The sequence below is a fragment of the Gordonia hongkongensis genome, assembly GCF_023078355.1.
Taxonomy (GTDB): Bacteria; Actinomycetota; Actinomycetes; order Mycobacteriales; family Mycobacteriaceae; genus Gordonia; species Gordonia hongkongensis.
The window spans coordinates 1228612-1248939 of sequence record NZ_CP095552.1; the positions used below are offsets into that span (position 1 = coordinate 1228612).

Consider the following 20328-nt stretch of genomic DNA (forward strand, 5'->3'; position numbering starts at 1 on the left):
GCCGAGGAGTGATGGACAATTCTCGGCACGTACCTAGGAGTGTCGCCGAGCCCGGAATGTTCCCGCCGGATCGGAAGAAGTCTCGGGAGGTCAGATCTCGTGGAACAGCGCATGACCGTGCGTGGTCGCGTGGAGCAGTTGCTCGACGAGGTGGGCCTGCTGGCGCCGGACCCGGCGACGATTCCCGCCCTGCGGGCCCGACTCGCCGAACCGCTGACCGTCGCGCTCGTCGGACGCGTCAGCTCCGGCAAGTCGACGCTGCTCAACGCCCTCGTCGGGGACCGCGTCGCCCCGACCGACCGCGCCGAGTGCACTCGCGTCGCCGCCCTCTACGTCGAGGGAAACCCGCAGCGGGTCGAGGTCGTCGGACTCGACGGCACGGTCACCGAACTTCCCGGACCCATGCGCGGCGAGCTCGGCCGGCCACCGGAGGAGATCGACCATGCGATCGTCCACACCCCGTCCCGGTTGTTGCGCGAGCGCTTCCGCGTCATCGATACCCCCGGCCTCTCGGGTTTCACCGACACCGCCGAGATCGCGACCCGGCGGGTGTTCGGCGGGCAGAGCAGGCTGGCCCGGCCGGACGTCGTGCTCTTCCTGCTCGACGACGCCGCGGGACCGAAGGCCGATGAGGTCGCCTTCCTGGCCGACGCCGGTGCGTCGGCGCAGAACACCGTCCTGGTGATCTCCCAGGCCGACCTCATCGCCGCCGACAACCCGATGCTCAAGGCGCAGGAGATCGCTCGCCGGGTCTGGCGACGCTTCCCGGCGATCGCGGGCGCCGTGGTCGCGGTGTCCGGGCTGATGGCCGAGGCGGGCGTCTGCGGGGTCACCGAACGTGAGACCGCCCAGATCTCGCGCCGCGGACAGCTCGAGTCCTGGGAGCTGTTGACCATCCTCGACGGCGGGATGCCCGCGCCGCCGGGGATCGACGTCGACGAACTGGGCCGGCTCGAGCAACTCGTGGGCACCTATGCGATGGACGCCGGGGGTGAGATCGCGCGGCAGGGTGCGCGGGCGTACAGCGAGTGGCTGCACCGGGTTTCGGGTATCGACGAGTTGCGGCTGGCCATCGGCCGGCGATTCCTGGCCGTCGGCGACATCCTCAAGGCACGCACGGTGCTGGCCGCGCTGCGCGAGTCGGCCTACCGCAGTCCGCGACGCGACGTCTTCCTGGAGGCGATCGACGAGGCCGAGACGTCGCCGGCGCTGCACCGGCTCCGCGAGATCGCCGCGCTCGAGGCCCTCGCCCGCTGGCAGCCCGACAGTGCACTGGTCGGCGAGCTCAATGTCGTCGTCGCGAGTCGCGATGTGCGGGTGCTGTTGTCGTTGCCGCCGAATGCCGCACCACCGGCGATCGCGGACGCCGCGCGGCTGCGGGCCACCGACTGCCGGTCGCGGCGGGCCTTCGCGGCGACGTCTGCCGAACGGGAGGCGTTGCTGGTGCTCGAGCAGACCTATCAGCTCGTCCGGCGCGGACTGTGGGTCAACTGACGTGATGGTGAAGGAGAGCAGACGGTGACTTCCAGCGAACCCGCCGCCATGTCCGGGGCTGGGGCCAAGGGACTCGAGAAGGCCCCGGCCAAGAGTGCGACGCCGACGCCGGAGGCGGTCCTGCGCTCGGCGATCGACGCATTGCGCAAGCACGGCGAGGACGCCATCGCCGACCGCGCGACCCGCGTCCGCGACCGACCGGCGCCGCAGGGGACCGTGGTCGTCATCGGCGAGGTCAGCCGGGGCAAGAGCTCGCTGGTCAACACGCTTCTCGGGGTCGGCGACCTCGCGCCCGTCGACGCCGAGATCACCACCTCGGTGTACGTCCGGTTCACCCCTGCCTCCGACGACCTGCCCGCCGGCACCGCGCTCGTCGAGTTCCCCGGTGCCGCCCACCGCATCCCGGCGACCGAACTGTCCGACTGGGTGACCGTCGGCGGACGCCACGCGGACGGGGTGCCGGCGGAACGCCTCGCGCCCGGCACGCCCATCGATTCCGTTCTCGTGCCGCCGGTCTCGGCCCGGGTGGGGGTCGACGCCACGGTGCTGCCCGGCGTCACCGTCGTCGACACACCGGGCGTCGGGTCGCTGGTCCCCGAACACGTCGAGGCCGCGGTCAGCGCGGCTCGCGGCGCGTCGGTGCTGGTGATGGTGTGCGACGCGACCGCACCGCTCAGCGCACCCGAACTAGACTTCCTGCGCAGTGTCAGCGAAGAGGTCGCCTCGGTGGTGCTGGTGGTCACCAAGACCGACCTCGTGATGCGGCAGTGGCGGACGATCGTCGCCGAGAACCGAAAGCTGATCGGCGCCAACGCACCTCGCTTCGCGCACATCCCGATCATCGGTGTGTCCAACCGCATCGCCGCCCAGGCCGCGGCGATCGGCGACCCCGACCGTCGCGAACGGGCCCTCGCGGCGTCGGGCGTTCCCGAACTCGTCGACGCCCTGACACCGCTGGTCCGCGACGGGGCCGCGTCGCCGGTGCGCAACGCGCTGCAGCTGACATTCGCCGGGCTCGACGATGTCCGCACGCGTCTGGTCCTGGAGATGAAGGCCGCCACCGCGACTCCCGCCGAACGAGCTGACATCGAAGCCGAACGCGACCGGCTCCAGCGCCTCAAGGATCGTCGTCGGGAATGGCGGGCGCGACTCACGCAGGACATCACCGCGGCGTCGCTGCAGACCGACGACCTCATGCGCGACCGCTTCGACAAACTGCTGGGCCAGTGGTCCACGCGTATCGACAAGTTGCGCTTCTACGAACCGCACCGGGCGGGCCAGGAGCTGATCGCGCAGATGACCGTCGACCTCGAGGCCGCCGCGCGCGAGGTGAGCGCCTCGTTCGTGGCCGGGATCGAGCGGATCGCCGACGCACTGTTCGCCGATGCCGCCATCTCCGACGAGCTGGTCGGGCAGATCGCCGGCAGCGCGGGCGAGCTCAAGCTCCGTGAGCAGGAGAAGATCTCGCCGTGGAAGAACATGGTCGACCCGATCCTGCTCTCCATCGTCGCCGCCGGCGGCCCGCTGGCGATCATCCCGGTGGTCAACGTGGTGGCGGTGCCGGTGTGGGCGGGCGTCGTCGTCGGGTTCCGGGCGTCGAAGGTCGGCAAGGAGAATCATCGCAAGTGGCTGACGAAGGCGGTCGCCGATATGAAGGCCGACGTCCGGTCGCAGCTGCAGTCGATCAAGGCGCAGGCCAGCGGTGACCTGCAGATCGCCTACGACGAACTGCTCGAGCGGCTCCTCGCGGAGTCGACGAAGATCCTGAACGACGCCGCTGCCGATGCCAAGAAGTCGGCGGCCGAGCGGGAGAAGATCGCGCAGGATCTCCGGAACCAGATCATCGCGGTCGACAACGTGCGCAAGTCGATCGCCCGGGTACTTCGAGCGCCCGCCGGATGAAACCCGCTGTCATGTGTAACGATCTGCACCTGAGGAGGTGGCCACGTGGCGCAGGAGAGCAGGCGGCGACTGTGTATCGACTTCGGCACCAGCAACACCGCGGCCGCGTACCGGGTCGGGTTCGGCGAGCCGGTCATCGTGCCGCTCGGCCCGGGTGGACCCGCGATGCCGTCGGCGGTGTTCGCGGCTGACACAACCGTCGTGGTGGGTCACGACGCGGTGCAGCGGAGGTTGCAGGCACCCGACGCCTTCGAGGACACCCCGAAGTCGCGTATCGACGACGGCGAGATCGAACTCGGCGACCGGTTCTGGCCGGTCGAGGATCTGATCGCCGCCGTGCTGCGGCACGTGCACCAGACCGCGTTGCGCCACAGCGGACTGCCGATGTTCGACTCGATCGTGCTGACCCATCCGGACCGCTGGAGCGAGCGACGCAAGAACGTCCTCCGGCGCGCGGCGCAGCGGGCCGGCATCCCCGCCGACGCACTGCGTGTCGCCTCCGAATCACTCGCTGCCGCTTGGTACTACGTGTACCGCGGGCACGACGTCAGTGGTGGCGAACGGATGTGTGTCTTCGACTTCGGCGCCGGCACGTGCGACGTGGCGGTCCTCGTCCGCGACGGCGCCGAGGGATTCACCGTCACCGGGTCGGGCGGCGACAACCACCTCGGCGGCCGGGACCTCGACGCCCGGATGATCCGTTGGGTGCACGACGAGGCCGCCGAACTCGACCCCGACCTCCCGAGCCGGCTCCGATCCCCGGCCGCCGCGATCGCCTTGGCCGATCGGGTGCGGACGGCGAAGGAAGCGCTGTCCGACACCGCGCAGGCCGTCATCGAACTGCCCGGCACCCGGCACACGCTGCTGCTGACACGACGCGAGTTCGAGGCGATGATCGGACCGTTCGTGGAGCGGGCCGTCGAGTTGACCCGGGACGCGATCGCGCGGGCCGACGCCGCGGGTACCGGTCCGGGCGGGCCGGTCATCGTCTATGTCACGGGCGGGACCAGCAGCATCCCGATGTTGCAGTCCGCGCTGTCGTCGGTAGGCCGGGTCGCCCGGATCGGCGACCCGAAGGTCGTCGTCGCGCAGGGTGGGCTTCTCCGCTCGACCAACGTCGTCCCGGGGACCGAGGCCAACAGCTTCGACGCCGGGCGCGAGACCGATCCGCGGCGGACCGTGGGCCCGGCGGTCGACGCATCGGGTCGTCGAATCGCGTTCCCCGCGTTGCCCGGCGGTTCGGTGATCGCCGCCGTCTCGGTGCGCAGCGGCCAGCCCGTACGCGCGGGGGAACCGCTGGCGACCGTCGATTCCCCGGCTGGGCGGGTGACGATCGACGCACCGGTCGCGGGCACGGTGCACGGCCTCGACCTGCGGTCGGGCGCCGCCGTCCAACCGGGTGCGGTGTTCGCGGCCGTCGGACCGGTGGACCTGCGGCCGGACCAGTGGCCGCGGCTGCACCGGATGCCTGCCGGCACATCAGTGGTGGCGGCGCGGCCCGTGATGCAGCCCGTCGTCCCGCAACCCCTCGCCCCGCAGCCCGTCGCTCCACCTGCCCACATCTCGCAACCCGGCTCGGCGCAACCGATTCCGGAATCGGGGAAGGTGAATGCGTTCGGGCTGGCGGGACTCATCGTGGGAATTCTCGGGTTTCCGCTGTGCCTGGGTACGATCGTCGGCCTGGTACTCACGGTCGTGGGCATCACGCGTGCCGGTGGCCGTCGCGATGCCCTCACCACGACGGCGCTCGTCATCAACATCCTGGGCGCCGTGGCCTGGGTGGCGTTCGTCATCTGGGCGGTCGTCAGCGGCTGACCCGCACGCCGACGCGCAGGTCGTCGGTCAGGGATGGCTGTCGATGTCGAACTGACGCCAGGCGGCGTCCCACTCTCGTGACCGGTGCCGGTCGGCGACGAGGCGTACGAGCACGGTCGAGCCCCACCAGACGAGCACGACGAGCATCACCACCCCGGCACCGGCGATCAAGCCCTCCATCACGGCGTCCGTCGTGGTCACGGGCGGGCCCACCACCGCACCGGTGTCGTCGAGCCAGACGGTCCGGACCCGGCCGACGGCGTCGAGCGGCTCGGCGGCGACGGACGCAGTGAGCCGGTGACCGTTCGGGTCCCGCCACGCCACGGTGGTGTGGTCGGTGGTGTTCTGGCCGCTGTCGTTCGGCACGGCGGCGCTCGGCACGTCGGCGCTCGGAACACCGACGCCCGGGACGCCGGCACTCGGTGCACCGATGCGTGGTTCCCCGACGCCCTCGACGGACGTGCGAATGATGGTGGCGCTGACCGAATGTCGGGGTCCCTGGTGCTCGATCGTCGCCTTGTGCGCCGCATAGGTGTTGCCCCCGACGGTCAGGGCGACCATGAGCCCGGCGAGTGCTGCGATCCACAACATCACGAGTGTCGCGGTTTCCAGGCGGTCGGCGCGGCGGACCAGGCCATTCGACGATGCGTGCATCACACGCCAGCAGTGGAGTTCGCGGGCGAGGAATCGCAGCATGTCCCCCTCCTGATGCCTGTCGCCCCTTACATGGTCGTTGCCGGTGGCCCGCCGGGACAGGGCCTTTGGTCCCGAAACGGGCGCAGCACCGGCGTGTTCAGTCATTCGACTCACAAACGATCCGTGCTCAGCGTATCCTCGCACTGCGCCGATGGCCGACATCGTGTGGGGGTGCCGGGGCGTAGGGGGTCGACTCGAGGGGCTCCGATCTCGCTCCTCGTCGGTGTCCACGATCGTCATGGTTCGACAGGTCGTCGATGGTCGTGGTCTGAGTGGAGGGGTTGACGGTGACCAGCGTTTTGTCTGTGGGCGCATCGAGACGCGGTGCGCGCACGTTTCTCACGTCGTCGGCGATCGGCGAGGCGATCGACATCGAAGAGTCGATCGTCCTGACCGGGTACGCGGCGCTCGCCGAGAGTGCCGCGGACTTCGGGGTGACGCCGGACCTGATGCGTGAGGTCGACGCGGCCGTGCACCGGCACCGGGCGATCATCGCGCGGCTTCGGCTGATGCGAACCGAAGCCGTTGCTGCCGAACAGGTCTCGTCGCCGCACGACGAGGCGCTGGCCGCCCTGGGTCTCGGTGGTCCCGATGGTGATCCGATCGCCACGGACGTCGAGCCGTCGAAGGTGGTGCGGTCGTACCGCGACGCCGACCCCGATGGTCGGCGTCCGGCGCTGGTCGCCGTCGCGTACCTGCTCGCGGCGGCGCACGCGCTGACCGACCCGACGAACTGTGGGACCGCTTCGCCCGCACTCAATCTCATGCCCCCGCCGCTGCATCGGGATCGCGCCCTCCTGGAGAAGGTGCTGACCCACGCCGTGGCGATGTCCGACCCGGCCACCCGTGCGGAGCTGGCCGCTCACATCACCGCTGCGAGTACCGCGTTCGCCGACGCCGGCGGCGTGACCGACCGTTCCCTCTCCGTGCTGCGGTACAACCCGCACTCGTTGCGCACCTCGTGCCGGTCGATGGGTCTGGGCGAGGTCGACATCTGTATCGCCGGCTGATCTGATCGGCCACCGGGCGCGCGGCGATTACTCTGGGCGTCGTGACCACGTCGGTTTCGCAACGCTATCGGTGGCTCCTGCACGTCGATCTCGACCAGTTCCAGGTGGCGGTCGAGCGGCTGCGGGCCCCCGAACTGGTCGGGGTGCCGGTGATCGTCGGCGGCAACGGCGATCCGACCGAGGCGCGCAAAGTGGTCACCTGCGCGTCGTATGAGGCGCGCGACGTGGGTGTCCGTGCGGGGATGCCGTTGCGGGCGGCTCACCGCAAGCTGCCCGACGCGGTGTATCTGCCGCTCGACATGGGCGCCTACGACGCGGCGTCCGCCGAGGTCATGGACGTCCTGCGGGCCACCGGTCACCCGGTCGAGGTCTGGGGCTGGGACGAGGCGTACCTGGGGGTGAGCGCGCGCGGGGCGGAGGTCGACCCCTTCGACGACGCGGCCATCGTCGACCTGGCCGAACGGATCCGTTCGGAGATCCTCGACCGGTGCGGGCTCACGAGCTGCGTCGGGATCAGCGACAACAAGCAGCGCGCGAAGATGGCCACCGGATTCGCCAAGCGTCCGCCCGGCGGCGCGCGAAGCGGTGTCGACGCGCCGCGCGTGTTCGTGCTCGACGACCGCAACTGGCTGGAACTGATGGGGGACCGACCCACCCGCGACCTGTGGAGCGTCGGGCCGAAGACGTCGGCGAAGCTCGCCGCCGCTGGGATCAATACGGTTACCGAGCTGATCGCCGCTCCGCGCGACGACTTGATCGCCACCTTCGGTCCGCACCAGGGCAATTGGCTGTATGTCCTCTGCCGCGGCGGCGGTGATTCGACGATCACCGCCGAACCCTGGCTGGCGCGTTCGCATTCCAAGTCCCGCACGTTCGCGACCGACCTCAGCGACGCCACCGAGATGCGCGCCGCCGCCGCGGACCTCCTGCGCGAGTTGCTCGATCAGGTGGTCGGCGAGGAACGCCTGCCGTTCCGGGTCGCGGTGACCGTCCGCACCACGACGTTCTACACCCGCACCAAGTCGAGGAAGCTCCCCGCGCCCAGCCTCGACTTCCCCGAACTCGAGTCGGTGGTCGCCGACCTGCTCACCAGGTTCGACATCGACCGCCCGGTCCGCCTCTTGGGCGTACGCCTCGACCTGGTGACCGACGAGGAAGGCGCCGCAACCTGAAATGCCCCTCCGCTCCCTGATCAGAAAGAAGCGCCAGCCCCTGCTCCCGAGCCCGATGGGCGTGCTTAGCCACCGCTCCTTAGTCCAAAGAAACGACCTGCCCCTGCTCCCTGAGGAGCGCCCGGAGCTTGCGGAGGGCGCGTCACGAAGGGTCTTCGCAACCCGACTCACCAAGAACCTTCGTGACGCTCGCAAGTGGCGGGACTGTCTCGCGTACCCGCCCCGATTCGTGACCGACAGACATCAACTCGACTCCTAGACCTCGATCGAAGTCTGCCGGTCAAGTTGAGGTCTGCCGGTCGCCGGCCCGACGTCTGCTCATAGTTGCTCTGCTCGACCCAGCGGGTCGCTTTCCACACTCCGGAGGGCGCGGCCGACTACTGCTCCCCGAGGAGGCCGGAGCTTGCGGAGGCCGTCATGAAGGGGCCTGGTGAGATGCGTCGCCGTCGCTGGCACTCCTCGCACATCATGGAGCAGGGTTTTTGCAGTCCTTTCGGATCAGGGAGCAGAAGGGACGCTCGCGGCTCGCGACCCAGGGAGCGGGGCGGGGCGGCCCGCAAGCTCGCTTCCAGGTTTCGCGGCCCCCTGCGGGCCGTGCCTGGCCCACGATATTTGACCGGGTACGGAGCCGACTGGGGTGTTCACTGTGGAGTTGTCAAGGGACGGATGCGGTCCCGGGTGTGGCCCGGGTGCGGAAGGTGCTGCGCGAAGGTGTGGTCAGGCGGCGTCGTCGAGTCGCATGGTGCGTCGGTTGTAGGCGGGTAGTGGTCGGCGCTGCGGGTCGATACTGGCGGGTGGGACGAGCCAGGGGTGCCGGTCGTAACCGATGACGATGTCCCAGCCGTGGTGGTGGACCTGTGTGTGGCAGCGTTGGCAGAGCAGGCAGCCGTTGTCGAGGTCGGTGGGTCCGCCGTCGGCCCACGACTTGATGTGGTGCACCTGGGTATGTGACGGTGGTGCACCACATTTGATGCAGCAGGCGTCGCGGACGATGATCGCTTTGCGGAGGTGTGCCGGGTACAACCGGTGGGTGTGACCCATCTGCAGATGTACGCCCTCACTGTCCAGGATGATCTCGGTCAGCGATCCGTCGCACGACATCTGTTTCGCGGTGGCCCGGCTGACCGACCCGGTCCACGGCAGCGTTGCGAGGTCTCCGGTCGCGGGGATGGTCAGCATCAGTTGCGTGCGTGGGCTTCCGACGGTGTCGAGGGTGGCGCCGATCGCGGCTTGGTCGAGGATCAACTCGAACGCATCGGCACGGCGTTGTTCAGCGGTGCGACGATCTTCGGTGCCGTCGGGTTCGGGCCGTGGGCAGGACCGTTCGTCGATCATCGTCAGGAACTTCTCTCCCACGATCTGGGTGAGGTCGGCACGGATTTCGACGCGGCCGTCGTCGGTGGTGTGGGCGGTGACCGCGTTCAGCGATGGGTCGTCGGCCGCGGGAAGGCCGGTGTCGGAGTCGTCGGCGAGGTCGTTGGCGATCGCGCGGGCGTGTTCTAGGACCTGTGTCGGGGTCGCGCCGGACAACGCTTGTGCGATGAGGTCGCTTTCGTATTGGGATCGGTCACCGTCGGAAAGCGCCTCACCACAACGCTTGTCGATCTGGTGCATGCCTCGGACGATGGCGTCGACGACCTCGCTGGACAGCCGCCCGTCGGCGGCATGCCGCGCTGTGGCCGGCAGAGTGGGCAGGGCGTCGACACTGCGCATGGTGCGAAGAGCGGCCGCCGGGGCGTGGCCTGACTCGATCAGCAGCTTCTTGGTGGTGCTGCCGGCTTTCTGTGCGACGCCGATGCCGTCGAGTTGCGCTGCGTGCGTGACGATCTGATGATCGGCAAGGTTGCGGATCAGGCGCCACGTGTCGAGGGCGTCGAGTGTTTCTCTGCCTGTTGGGTCGTCGGCGGGCGGGCTGGTGTCGATGAGTTGATCGAGGAGCGTGGTGAGCTCTGGCATGACTCCAAGGTACCGGAACATGCGTTCGATTTCGAGGTTTCTCCACAGGCCAGAAGCTCGAATTCATCTACTGTGCAGCAATTGTCGTCTAATGAGCGCCTATTCGCGTTGACTGTGCGCAGATCGTCAACAGTGGTGTACTTCAGTCGCACAGCTCTCTAGTTCTGGCGCGCCTTCGACCGACTGAGTTTGAGGTGTTTGAGCTGGTTCCCGTTGAGCAGGGGCCGCCGATCACAAAATCTCGCGCTTGACAGTCGACTTCGGGCGCGCGCGAGAGTGTAGCCGAAAACTCCTCCACCTGAGTGCGTTCGAAGGGCGATATGCCCTTCGATCATGCTGAGGGGGACGAACTTTCAGAGTCGTCTCCGCAGGGTGGCGCGCTGGGTCGTCAACCGTCTTCTACGGGCGGGCTCCTCAGTATCTGCGGCCTGGCGGCCGTCGTGGACTTCGTAAGAATTCGTTGTGCTCGGGGCGAGCCTTACCTCTGCTCCCTGAGGAGGCCGGAGCTTGCGGAGGCCGTCACGAAGGGTCCTGGTCAGTCGGGTTGCGAAGACCCTTCGTGACGCGCCCTCCGCAAGCTCCGGGCGCTCCTCAGGGAGCGGTGGTTGGCCGCGCCGTCCGCAAGCTCCGGGCGCTCCTCAGGGAGCGGTGGTTGGCCGCGCCGTCCGCAAGCTCCGGGCGCTCCCTGAGCTGAGGAGCGGGGGCAGGTCGTTCTTTCGGATCAGGGAGCAGGTTGGGCCACGATGAGCGGCACGAGTTGCTCGGCGGTGGTCCAGGCGCCGTGGTGGCCGAGCATCATCGACTCCATCGTCTCGCGCTTGCTGCGGGTGAGGGTGGTGGCGCCGCGGGCCACGGCGACGACGTCGCCGATGCGTTGTGCCACAGCGTCACTGACGATCGGTCCGAACCACTCTTCGTCGATGGTCTGCTCGCGCGAGACCACGTGCGCGGCGTCGCCGAGATACGACGCCCAACCGCTCAGCACGTCGTCGGCCGATCCCGGTGTCGCATAGACGTGCCGGACCCGCGCCTCGCCGGCCACCGCGTCGACGCCGTCGAGCAGGGCGGGGGCGGTGTCGATGTCGATCGCCCGGTCGGCGGTGATCATCCCGTGGTCACCGGTGACGAGAAGTGTTGTGTCATCGCCCAGTTCGGAGGCGAGGTCGGCGACCAGCCGTTCGACGATGCGCAGCTTCTCCAGCCACTCCGCCGACCCCGGGCCGTGGATGTGGCCCGCCATGTCGAGCTCGCTGTAGTAGGCGTACACGAAACGCCGATGCCGACTCCGACGCCGCAGGGTGGTCAGCACGGCGTCGCGGATGCCGTCGGGCGTCACGGCGGGCAGGAACTGTCCCGACGCGCGGAAGGCCGCCATCGTCAGGCCGGTTCCGCGGAACTCGCCGGGCATCACATAGGTGACCCGGACACCCTTTGCGGCAAGTTCTTCGAGACTCCCTCGCTCGGTGCGGACGAGGGCCGGGGGATACGTCATCAACGCCGACGGTCCGGAGGCGTCGTCGAGGGTCCAGCGCAGCGAGTTGAGCACTCGTCGTGACCCGCGCGTTCGGCATTCGTCACCCGGGCGGAAGCTGTACCCGATGATCCCGTGCACTCCGCACGACGTGCCGCCCGTCAGGCTCAGGATGCTGGTCGCGGTGGTCGCCGGAAACCCGGCACGCAGCGTCGTCGAGGTCAGTTCTTTGAGCGTCGGGGCATGCTCGGCGTAGTCGTCCAGCAGGGTCGCGCCCAGGCCGTCGATGAGCAGCAGAACCACCGAGTCGCTCGGCGGGACAACGGGTCCCGCACCCTCGGATGCGACCCCGAGGGCACCCGCCACCGCCGGCAACACGTCGGCGAGCGTGTGCGGATAGCCGTGCCAGTCTGCCGGGGCCAGCTCCAGCGGACCCGCCACTTCTGTCACCGCGCCCCCGAACCGGCCGGTCCGAACACATAGTGTCCCGACCGCAGGAACCGGACCGACCGACGCGCTTCTCCCTCGACGAGCAACGGCGACAACGCATCTCGCAGCGCGATCCGCCACCGGGCGGCGTCGAGCGGCGCGCTGACCCGCATCGACTCGACGTCACGCGGAACCTCGACAACGGCGCCGGCATCCGGTGTGATGCGCTCGTGGTGCGCGACGGGATGGGATGGTTGTTCGACGTCGATGACCGACACGGCCCCACCGGCGAGCGCCTCGTCCACCGACTGGACCGCTCCTCCGACCTCGACGACCCGTCCGGCACCGACGGCGCAGCGGACTTCAGGTCCCACGCCACCAGCACCCGGTCGGAGTCGGCATCGCCGCCCAGCTCGTCACCGAGTTCGCCGTAGAAATCCTCGTAGTAGTGCACGGGCGTCGCGCCCAGCTTGGTGAGGTTGAAGTAGGCGTTGCGGGCGACCAGGGGATCGAAGGTCCAGGTTATCGTCGACAGTCCGCGCTCCAGAGCCCAGCGACGCTGGTGCATCTTCAGCGCATAACCCACCTGATGGCCGCGGCCGCGGCGGGTGACCCCGGTGATGTGGCTGTGCAGAATCTCGCCGACAGGTGAGCCGAAGAACGCCACGCTCCCGCCCGCGAGGTGGTCGCCGATGAAGGCGCCGGCCACATAGTTGCCGGCGTGACTGAGCGCCCGCAGCATGTCGGTCCCCACGGGCCGGTTCGTCGGATCGGGCCGCCACACGTCGTCGAAGATCCGCAGGAGGTCCTCGAGCTCGTCGGGCGACGACAGTTCACGAACCTCCACACCGAGGGTTGCATCCGACATGGGGTCGATTCTGTCATCGCCCGGCGACACCGTGGTCGTGGTTCGTCCAGCCCGATCTAGGATGAGCCCCATGTCCCGCACCGCCCGACCGTCCGACGCGTTCGCGCGCGTCGCCGCGGCCGGTGTGGTCCCCGCGGTGGCGGTCGCCGCGCACGGTGCGGCGAGCGGGGCGATGCCGAGTTCGTCGGGCGTCCTGCTGAGCGCCGCGATCGGCGTGGTCGCGTCGATGCTGCTCGCGCCGCGCCGGGGACGGCTCGCGGCGGCGGCGGCGTCGACCACGCTGGTCCTGTCCGCTGCCCAGGCGGCTAGTCACTGGGCTCTCGCGCTCGACGCCGGGCACGCCGCCCACGACGCCTCGACGCTGCCGATGCTCCTCACCCACCTGGTGGCGATCCCTCTCAGCGCGGTCGGAATCGTCGCCGGTGCCCATCTCCTGGCGTCGATCGGCTCGGTGATCCGATCGCTGGTGCCACCGGTCACCGTCGCAGCACATACGGCCGCTCCGGTGTTCTGGACGCCGCCCTGTGTTCCGGCCGCACCCGCGTTGGGCGGCACCGGTGTTCGCGGACCACCGGCTGCCTCCTGACGCGCCCGGCCCCAGACCAGAAAGGTGTGGGGTTGAAGCGCGCGTCCACGAGGACCGGTCCCGACACCATCGAAAGACACACTCCATGAAGCTCAGTTCCCCGCGGGCGACGATCGCCCGCCGCATCACCGCACCCGCCACCGCCGTCGCCCTCGTCGGCCTCGCCTCCTTCGCGGGTGCGGGTGTCGCGTCGGCGCACGTCACCGCCAACGCGCCGACGGTCACCCAGGGCGGGTACGGCGTCGTCACCTTCGTCGTCCCCAACGAGTCCGACGCCGCCGCCACGACCGCGCTGCGGGTGACGCTGCCCGGGCTGACCTCGGCCCGCCCGGAGGTGATGCCAGGCTGGAAGTCCGTCGTCACCAAGAAGGACGACAAGGTCACCGAGATCACCTGGACCGCCGATCCGGGGTCGCCGGGGGTGCCGGTCGGACAGTTCGGCCAGTTCCGGTTCTCCGGCGGACCGTTCCCCGAGCAGGAGACCGTCGAACTCCCCGCGCTGCAGACCTACGCCGACGGTGAGACCGCCGACTGGAGTCAGCCGACCCCCGACGACGGCTCCGAGCCGGAGCTGCCCGCACCGACGCTGACCCTGCCCCCGGCCACGGGCGACGGGCATCACGGCGGCTCGCACGCCGCCTCGACGACGGGCACCGCCGACGCTTCGGACACCTCCGAGTCATCGGCATCGTCTGAGGACTCCGCCGCGCGCTGGCTCGGTGGGATCGGCCTGGTGGTCGGCACTCTCGGCGCGGTCATCGGCGTCGCGGCGCTGACAGCGCTGCGCCGCAACGGTCGTGGCGGCGGCGATGCCTGACCGTCGCGCGCCGGTTCGACGCGTCGTCCTGGTCCTCGCGACGCTGCTGTGTCTCGGGCTCGTCGGATCGTGGGCGGCCGCCCCGGCGGCGGCGCACTCGCGGCTGGTCTCCTCCGACCCCGCGGAGGGGGCGACGCTGCAGTCCGGTCCACAGACGGTGACGCTGACCTTCAACGAGCCGATCCAGTCGTCGTATGCGGTGCTCAACGTCGTCGGGCCCGACGACCACTACTGGCAGAACGGGGACCCGACGGTCGACGGCCCCAACCTGCGTGTCGGGGTGCGCGAACTCGGCCCGGCCGGTGAGTACGTCGTCAACTACCGGGTGACCTCGGCCGATGGGCACGTCATTAGCGGACAGCGCACGTTCGAGCTCGCGGTCGCCGGAAATGGTGAACCCGGCCCGGCGATCGAAGCGGTCGATGCGTCGTCGGACGAGGGAATCCCGGTGTGGTGGTTCATCGCCGGCGCCGCCGTCGTGCTGATCGTCGGACTCGGCGTCGTGTTCTGGCTGAGCCGGCGACCCTCGACGCGGCGCTGACACCTGATGACCGTCCGCAACGGGTTGATCCTCGCGATGACCCTGGCCGGCGGTCTCGTGGTGAGCTGGTTGCTCGCCAGTCCCGACGGTCCGGATCTGGTTGCCGTGCCCACGACCCTCGCGCTCGGTGTCTCCGTGACGCTGCTCGGTCTGGGGGCACTGCCGACGGTCGACGCCGAGCCCTCGACCCGGGTGATCGGCCTGCTGGCCGGGGTGTGGGTGTTGGCCGTGCTGGTCAGCGCCTGGGTGCGGACGGCCGATCGGGCGGGTGTCGAGGTGCTCGACGTCAAGGCCGGCGACTTCGGCGACGTGCTGTTCTCGGGTGCGCCCGAGATGGTGGCGCTGGTGGCCGGGGTCCTGATCCTCGCGTGGGTGGTGCTGGACCTGCTGACGGGGATCGAGATCCCCGTGCTCGTGGTCGGAGCGCTCGCGGCGATCGGGGTGCTGGCCACCTCGATCGCCGGTCACGCCGGCAACGACTCGTGGGGGCCGTTCCTCATCGGTGCCCACGCGCTGGCCGCGGCCTGGTGGTGTGGACTGCTCGCGGCGATGCTGCTCTCGGTGCGCGGCCGGTCGGGGTGGGCGCGCAGTCTGCCGGTCTTCTCCGGGCGCGCGCCCTGGGCCGTCGGGGTCCTCACGGTGACCGGCCTGATCTCCGGCCTGATCGAGGTCGACGGTCCGGCGAACCTGGTGAGCAGCGGTTACGGCCGGATCCTGCTCGCCAAGGCCGCAGTCCTCGCGGTCCTCGTGGGTCTCGCCGTCTGGCACCGACGACGCTGGCTACCGGCCGTGCAGCGGCATCGCAGCAGCGAGCCCGCCTCCGTGCGCGCGGCTGTCGTCGAACTGGCGATCATGGCCGTGGCGCTGGGCCTCGCGGCCGGGCTGTCGGCGACCGCGCCGCTCTGAGCTGGAGCGTCTCCCTCGGCTCCCTTTCCGCTGTTCGAGAGGGCGACCTTTCCCGCTGGTCGAGAAGGTGACTTTTCCCGCTGGTTGAGCCGGCTCCGAGCGCAGCGAGGCGCCGTGTCGAAGCCCCCTTACCCGCTGGTTGAGCCGGCTCCGAGCGCAGCGAGGCGCCGTGTCGAAGCCACTTTGCCGCGGGTCACCAGGTGGCCTCGACGGGCGCGGCGGCCTCGCTTCGCTCGTTCGACGCTGCTCGACCAGCGGGGGGCGGCCGTCGCTGCTCGACCTCACTCGCCCAACGGCGGCCGCGATTGGTCCCACAGCGCGAGGAGTTCGTCGATGATGTCGGTCGCCATGTGCAGTGTGCTGAGGTGACTCTCGCCGGGCATCTCGAACAGCTTCGCGTCGGGGAGCAGCGACACCATGTGCTCGCCGTGGGCGTACGGGATGATGTGGTCGGCGTCGCCGTGCCACCAGCGCACGGGCACCGTGACGTCGCCGACGCGGAAGCCCCAGTCCCGCGCGAAGACGACGACGTCGGCGAACGGCGCGTTCATGCGTCGGCTTCCGCCGTGGAGCAGGTCGTCGAGGAACATGGCCCGGAACTCGGGGCGCGCCAACAGTTCTCGGTCCGCCTGCGGGGACAGTCGACCGTAGATGGAGATCGCGGGTTCGGCGATCGGCCGGGCGAAGCCGAGGGCGACGCTCAGCACCTGGCCGATAGGCGCGCCGGCCACGCTCACGAGCGGTGCGAGCAGCGTGCCGAGTCGCATGGCCCCGCCCTCGATGCGGTCGGGTCCGACCGTCGGCGCGACACCGCCGAGGATGCCCGCCGCCGTCACCCGGTCGGGCATGGCATGGGCGACCCCGAGTGCGTACGGCCCGCCGCCCGACAGCCCGATGATCGCGAAGTCGTCGATGCCCAGGGCCTCGAGGACCTCCGCGAGGTCCGGTGCGAAGGCCGCGACGTTGTCGTACCGATGCGGGCTCGACGACCCCACGCCCGGCCGATCGAGCCCGATGAGGCGGATTCCGCGTTCGAGCGCGTACGCACGCGCTTCGACGGGGATCTGGCGCCGCGCGCCGGGCGTGCCGTGTAACCAGACGATCGCCCGTCCGGTGGCCGATCCGTACTCGGCGAATCCGATCCGACGATCACCGTCGGCGACGGCGATCGACCCCTCGATTTTCGGACGGGCGATGTCAATCATGTGATCAGCATCTCACGTACCGTTGGTGGCGTGATCCCCGAGTTCGTTCACGGCACCGCGCGCGCCATCCGCCACGTGTTCACCCCGTACCCGGCTCGGGACATCCCGGAGGGCCGGATGGTCGACCTCCCGGGGCGCGGGCGGGCGTTCGTCACCGACTCGGGCCCGCGCGACGCACCCGCCGTCTTCCTCCTGCATTCGGTGCTGACCACCGGATTGCTCTGCTGGTACCCGACGATCCCGGCGATCAACGACCGCTATCGCGTCATCACCCTGGACGCGCGCTGGCACGGCCGCGGCATCGAGTCCGAGACGTTCGACCTCCGTGACTGCGCCGACGACGTCGTCGCCCTCGCCGACGTCCTGGGTATCGACCAGTTCACGGTCGCCGGGTTCTCGATGGGCGGCGGCATCGCCCAGCTGGTGTGGCGACGCCATCCGGGACGTGTCGCCGGTCTGGTGCTCTGTTCGACCGGCCCGTACTTCAGCACGCACGATCCCCGGCACCGCGCGTCGTCGGAACGCATGGGACGCATCCTCCGCCCCGTCTACCGCATCCTGCCGCGGGTGTCCGAGAAGAGTCTGAACAAGACGACCTCACACACCTCGATCTGGGCCCTTCGACAGTTCTTCTCGACGCCGCTGTCGCACCTCGGTGACTTCGGAAACGGGCTGGGGGAGTTCGACTCTCGTGACTGGCTCCACGAGGTCGACGTCCCGACCGCCGTCGTCGTCTCCATCCGCGACCGGGTCGTCGAGCCCGAACGGCAGCAGCTGCTGATCGACGGCATCCCCGGCGCACAGCGTTTCGAGGTCGACGGCGGGCACGCCTGCTGCGTCGTCGGCGCGCGCTACTTCATCCCACCGTTTGCCGAGGCACTCGACGCCGTGGTGCCTCGGGATCGGTCGTCAGTGGCGGCGCACTGACAGGCCGCCGTTCACACTGTGGAGTTGTCAAGGGACGGATGCGGTCCCGGGTGTGGCCCGGGTGCGGAAGGTGCTACGCGAAAGTGGTTGTCGGACGGCCAATCAGGCGGCGGCATCGAGGCGCATGGTGCGTCGGTTGTAGGCGGGTAGCGGTCGGCGTTGCGGGTCAATGCTGGCGGGTGGGATGAGCCAGGGGTGTCGGTCGAAGCCCATGACGATGTCCCACCCGTGGTGGTGGACTTGGGTGTGGCAGCGCTGGCACAGTAGGCAGCCGTTGTCGAGGTCGGTGGGTCCGCCGTCGGCCCACGACTTGATGTGATGCACCTGTGTATGGGACGGCGGTGCACCGCATTTGATGCAGCAGGCGTCGCGGACGATGATCGCTTTGCGTAGGTGTGACGGATACAGCCGGTGGGTGTGGCCCATCTGCAGCGGTACGCCCTCACCGTTGAGAATGATCTCGGTCAGCGAGCCGTCGCACGACGCCTGTTTCGCGGTCGCTTGGCTGACCGATCCGGTCCACGGCAGCGACGCCGGATCGACGCCGGTAGCGGGAATGGTCAGCATCAACTGGGTGCGTGGGGAACCGACGGTGTCGAGGGTAGCGCCGAGGGCGGCTTGGTCGAGGATCAGTTCGAAGGCGTCGGCGCGGCGTTGCTCGGCGGTGCGACGGTCCTCGGCGCCGTCGGGTTCGGGTCGTGGGCAGGATCGTTCGTCGATCATGGCCAGGAACTTCTCGCCGACGATCTGGGTGAGGTCGGCGCGGATTTCGACGCGGCCGTCGTCGGTGGTGTGGGCGTTCACCGAGTTCAGAGATGGGTCGTCGGCTGCGGGAACACCGGTGTCGGAGGCGTCGGCGAGAGCGTTGGCGATCGCGCGGGCGTGTTTGAGGACCTGTGTCGGGGTCGCGCCGGACAACGCTTGTGCGATGAGTTCGCTTTCGTATTGGGGGCGGTCACCGTCGGAAAGCGGCTCACCACAACGCTTGTCGATCTCGTTCATCCCGCGGACGACGGCGTCGACGACCTCGCCGGTCAGCCGCCCGTCGGCGGCGTGACGGGTCAGGGCTGGAAGCGCGGGCAGGGCGTCGACGCTGCGCATGGTGCGAAGAGCAGCGGCCGGTGCATGTCCTGACTCGATCAGCAACTTCTTGGTGGTGCTGCCGGCTTTCTGAGCGACGCCGAGTTCGTCGAGTTGTGCTGCGTGGGTGACGATCTGGTGGTCGACGGTGTTGCGGATCAAGCGCAGCGTCTCGAGCGCGTCGAATGTTGATCGGCCCGTGGGGTCGTCGGCGGGTGGGGTGGTCTCGATGAGCTGATCGAGAAGAGTGGCGAGCTCTGGCATGACTCCAAGGTACGGGAACATTCGCTCGATTTCGAGGAGTTTCCACAAGCCGGGAACCGCGAATTCATCGACTGTGCAGCGTTTTTCGTCGACAGTGTGGTGACTGTTGTCAGTAATTGACTCCAGTCACACCCGTTTCGAGTTCGCGCCCAGAATTGGTGATTCGCGCCATGACCACGAGCCCCACGGACGGTCAGGTAGCGGCCTTCGTGATGCAGACGAACGCCCACTCGGTGCTCGTCATCCCCACAGAGATCGGCGGTGGCCGGCAGGTCGAAGTTCGGCGACACCTGCGCGAGTGGCGCGTAGACCTCCTTGCGCTCAGCGGGTCCGCCGTAGCCCGCCACGCCGATCGGCCTGCGGTCGGTGGTGTAAGCGGCGCCGTGCCGTGCCGGGCCCCGCCAGTTGTCCTCGTTGTCGGCGATGCCGCCTGCCACGCCGACCGCGCCGACGGGTCCTCAGGTTCGACGGGTGCAACGGCCAGGCCGCCGCCCGAGGGTCGTCCCTCGCGAGGTTGACGAGCGGTCCGACGAGTCGGCTGACGCACCCGTGCCAAATCGGTGGGCCCAATAGCGGAGGGCGCAGCCGATGACGGTGGATGCGCCGACCGATCACTGTCACCGACGTGGATGGCCGAGGTCTGCTGGTCCGGTCGCGAGGACACAGAGCGCCAACACCGCCGTTGTCAAAAGACCAGAAGTCGACGCAGTAGCACCGCGCGACGTCGACGTGGTCTCGCGAATGGACTCATGACGATCCCACCGCGGCTGCTGACTGACAAGTAATAATTGTCGATGATGGTTCGCAGTCGCCCTACCACCCCAACGTCCCGACATTGTTGCCGAACCACATGAAACGCTTGTGAATGGCTGCAGCGCAGCTTATTTAATGTTGTTGATCCGGTCAGGTGACCCACTCTCCCAGGTGTGACATCAACTACAAATGCGTGCCGTAAGTCGCGTGACTTCAGACCAGGACGCGGTCCAGTCGGCGATCCCGGACGAAGCCAATCAAGATCCAAACACGCTGTAGTGCAACCAAAGACGAGAGACGCCTCGACCCCGAGTCGAGCCCTCATTCGGCACCGACACGGCCGCGGCTCATGAAATCGGTGCCGTCGATGTGCTCCATCAACTTTCTTTTTAGCGTTACGCTCTGTTCAGTTCGCGATTCGGTTGCCAGGGGAGGC

The 20328-nt window shown here is 69.1% G+C and carries 16 protein-coding genes; 10 read left to right on the top strand and 6 right to left on the bottom strand.

What is annotated here, in order from left to right; translation table 11 throughout:
* Positions 1 to 111: 111 nt before the first annotated feature.
* From MVF96_RS05570 to MVF96_RS05580, 3 genes are read left to right on the top strand one after another with little or no spacing between them, the layout of a single operon-like run.
* Positions 112 to 1494 (top strand): dynamin family protein, encoded by a 1383-nt coding sequence (locus tag MVF96_RS05570; RefSeq protein ID WP_247451595.1) that lies wholly within the window; start codon positions 112 to 114, stop codon positions 1492 to 1494.
* Between the two features lie 48 nt (positions 1495 to 1542).
* Positions 1543 to 3396, top strand: coding sequence for a dynamin family protein (locus MVF96_RS05575; protein WP_247452061.1), 1854 nt, complete (start codon positions 1543 to 1545; stop codon positions 3394 to 3396).
* A gap of 45 nt (positions 3397 to 3441) precedes the next feature.
* Positions 3442 to 5211, top strand: a complete 1770-nt coding sequence (locus MVF96_RS05580) for an Hsp70 family protein (RefSeq protein ID WP_247451596.1) — start codon at positions 3442 to 3444, stop codon at positions 5209 to 5211.
* Between the two features lie 27 nt (positions 5212 to 5238).
* On the opposite strand, the gene MVF96_RS05585 is transcribed toward MVF96_RS05580, so the two are convergent.
* Positions 5239 to 5907, bottom strand: coding sequence for an Rv1733c family protein (locus tag MVF96_RS05585; protein WP_247451597.1), 669 nt, complete (start codon positions 5905 to 5907; stop codon positions 5239 to 5241).
* 305 nt (positions 5908 to 6212) lie between these two features.
* Here MVF96_RS05585 and MVF96_RS05590 point away from each other — a divergent pair, with 305 nt between their 5' ends.
* Entirely contained in the window at positions 6213 to 6917 is a 705-nt protein-coding gene (locus MVF96_RS05590) for a hypothetical protein (protein ID WP_211538518.1), read from the top strand.
* A gap of 41 nt (positions 6918 to 6958) precedes the next feature.
* Positions 6959 to 8089, top strand: a complete 1131-nt coding sequence (locus MVF96_RS05595; protein WP_211538519.1) for a DNA polymerase IV — start codon at positions 6959 to 6961, stop codon at positions 8087 to 8089.
* 717 nt (positions 8090 to 8806) lie between these two features.
* On the opposite strand, the gene MVF96_RS05600 is transcribed toward MVF96_RS05595, so the two are convergent.
* The 3 genes from MVF96_RS05600 to MVF96_RS24630 form a co-directional block, all read right to left on the bottom strand.
* Positions 8807 to 10066, bottom strand: a complete 1260-nt coding sequence (locus tag MVF96_RS05600; protein ID WP_247451598.1) for an HNH endonuclease signature motif containing protein — start codon at positions 10064 to 10066, stop codon at positions 8807 to 8809.
* A 700-nt stretch (positions 10067 to 10766) separates the two neighbouring features.
* On the bottom strand, positions 10767 to 11966 hold the full coding sequence (locus MVF96_RS05605; RefSeq protein ID WP_247451599.1) for an alkaline phosphatase family protein: 1200 nt from the start codon (positions 11964 to 11966) through the stop codon (positions 10767 to 10769).
* The gene (locus MVF96_RS24630; protein WP_418930419.1) at positions 11963 to 12319 is read right to left on the bottom strand and encodes a hypothetical protein; all 357 of its coding nucleotides are present in this window, start codon (positions 12317 to 12319) and stop codon (positions 11963 to 11965) included. The genes MVF96_RS05605 and MVF96_RS24630 overlap by 4 nt, the downstream gene beginning before the upstream one ends.
* A gap of 564 nt (positions 12320 to 12883) precedes the next feature.
* On the opposite strand from MVF96_RS24630, the gene MVF96_RS05615 reads away from it, so the two are divergent.
* The 4 genes from MVF96_RS05615 to MVF96_RS05630 all read left to right on the top strand — a co-directional run bounded on the left by MVF96_RS05615 (position 12884) and on the right by MVF96_RS05630 (position 15663).
* Positions 12884 to 13399 carry a YtxH domain-containing protein gene (locus MVF96_RS05615; protein WP_247451600.1) on the top strand — a complete coding sequence of 172 codons (516 nt, stop codon included), beginning with the start codon at positions 12884 to 12886 and terminating at the stop codon, positions 13397 to 13399.
* Positions 13400 to 13484: 85 nt separating this feature from the next.
* The gene (locus MVF96_RS05620; protein ID WP_247451601.1) at positions 13485 to 14216 is read left to right on the top strand and encodes a YcnI family copper-binding membrane protein; all 732 of its coding nucleotides are present in this window, start codon (positions 13485 to 13487) and stop codon (positions 14214 to 14216) included.
* Positions 14209 to 14757: a copper resistance CopC family protein gene (locus MVF96_RS05625; protein WP_058253629.1), complete on the top strand. Its 549-nt coding sequence runs from the start codon at positions 14209 to 14211 to the stop codon at positions 14755 to 14757. The genes MVF96_RS05620 and MVF96_RS05625 overlap by 8 nt, the downstream gene beginning before the upstream one ends.
* A gap of 6 nt (positions 14758 to 14763) precedes the next feature.
* The gene (locus tag MVF96_RS05630; protein ID WP_247451602.1) at positions 14764 to 15663 is read left to right on the top strand and encodes a copper resistance D family protein; all 900 of its coding nucleotides are present in this window, start codon (positions 14764 to 14766) and stop codon (positions 15661 to 15663) included.
* A 281-nt stretch (positions 15664 to 15944) separates the two neighbouring features.
* Here the strand turns inward: MVF96_RS05630 and MVF96_RS05635 are convergent, their stop codons facing one another.
* On the bottom strand, positions 15945 to 16868 hold the full coding sequence (locus MVF96_RS05635; protein WP_247451603.1) for an alpha/beta fold hydrolase: 924 nt from the start codon (positions 16866 to 16868) through the stop codon (positions 15945 to 15947).
* Positions 16869 to 16898: 30 nt separating this feature from the next.
* Here MVF96_RS05635 and MVF96_RS05640 point away from each other — a divergent pair, with 30 nt between their 5' ends.
* Positions 16899 to 17795, top strand: coding sequence for an alpha/beta fold hydrolase (locus MVF96_RS05640; RefSeq protein ID WP_247451604.1), 897 nt, complete (start codon positions 16899 to 16901; stop codon positions 17793 to 17795).
* Positions 17796 to 17897: 102 nt separating this feature from the next.
* On the opposite strand, the gene MVF96_RS05645 is transcribed toward MVF96_RS05640, so the two are convergent.
* Positions 17898 to 19160, bottom strand: coding sequence for an HNH endonuclease signature motif containing protein (locus MVF96_RS05645; protein ID WP_247451605.1), 1263 nt, complete (start codon positions 19158 to 19160; stop codon positions 17898 to 17900).
* Between the last annotated feature and the right edge of the window lie 1168 nt (positions 19161 to 20328).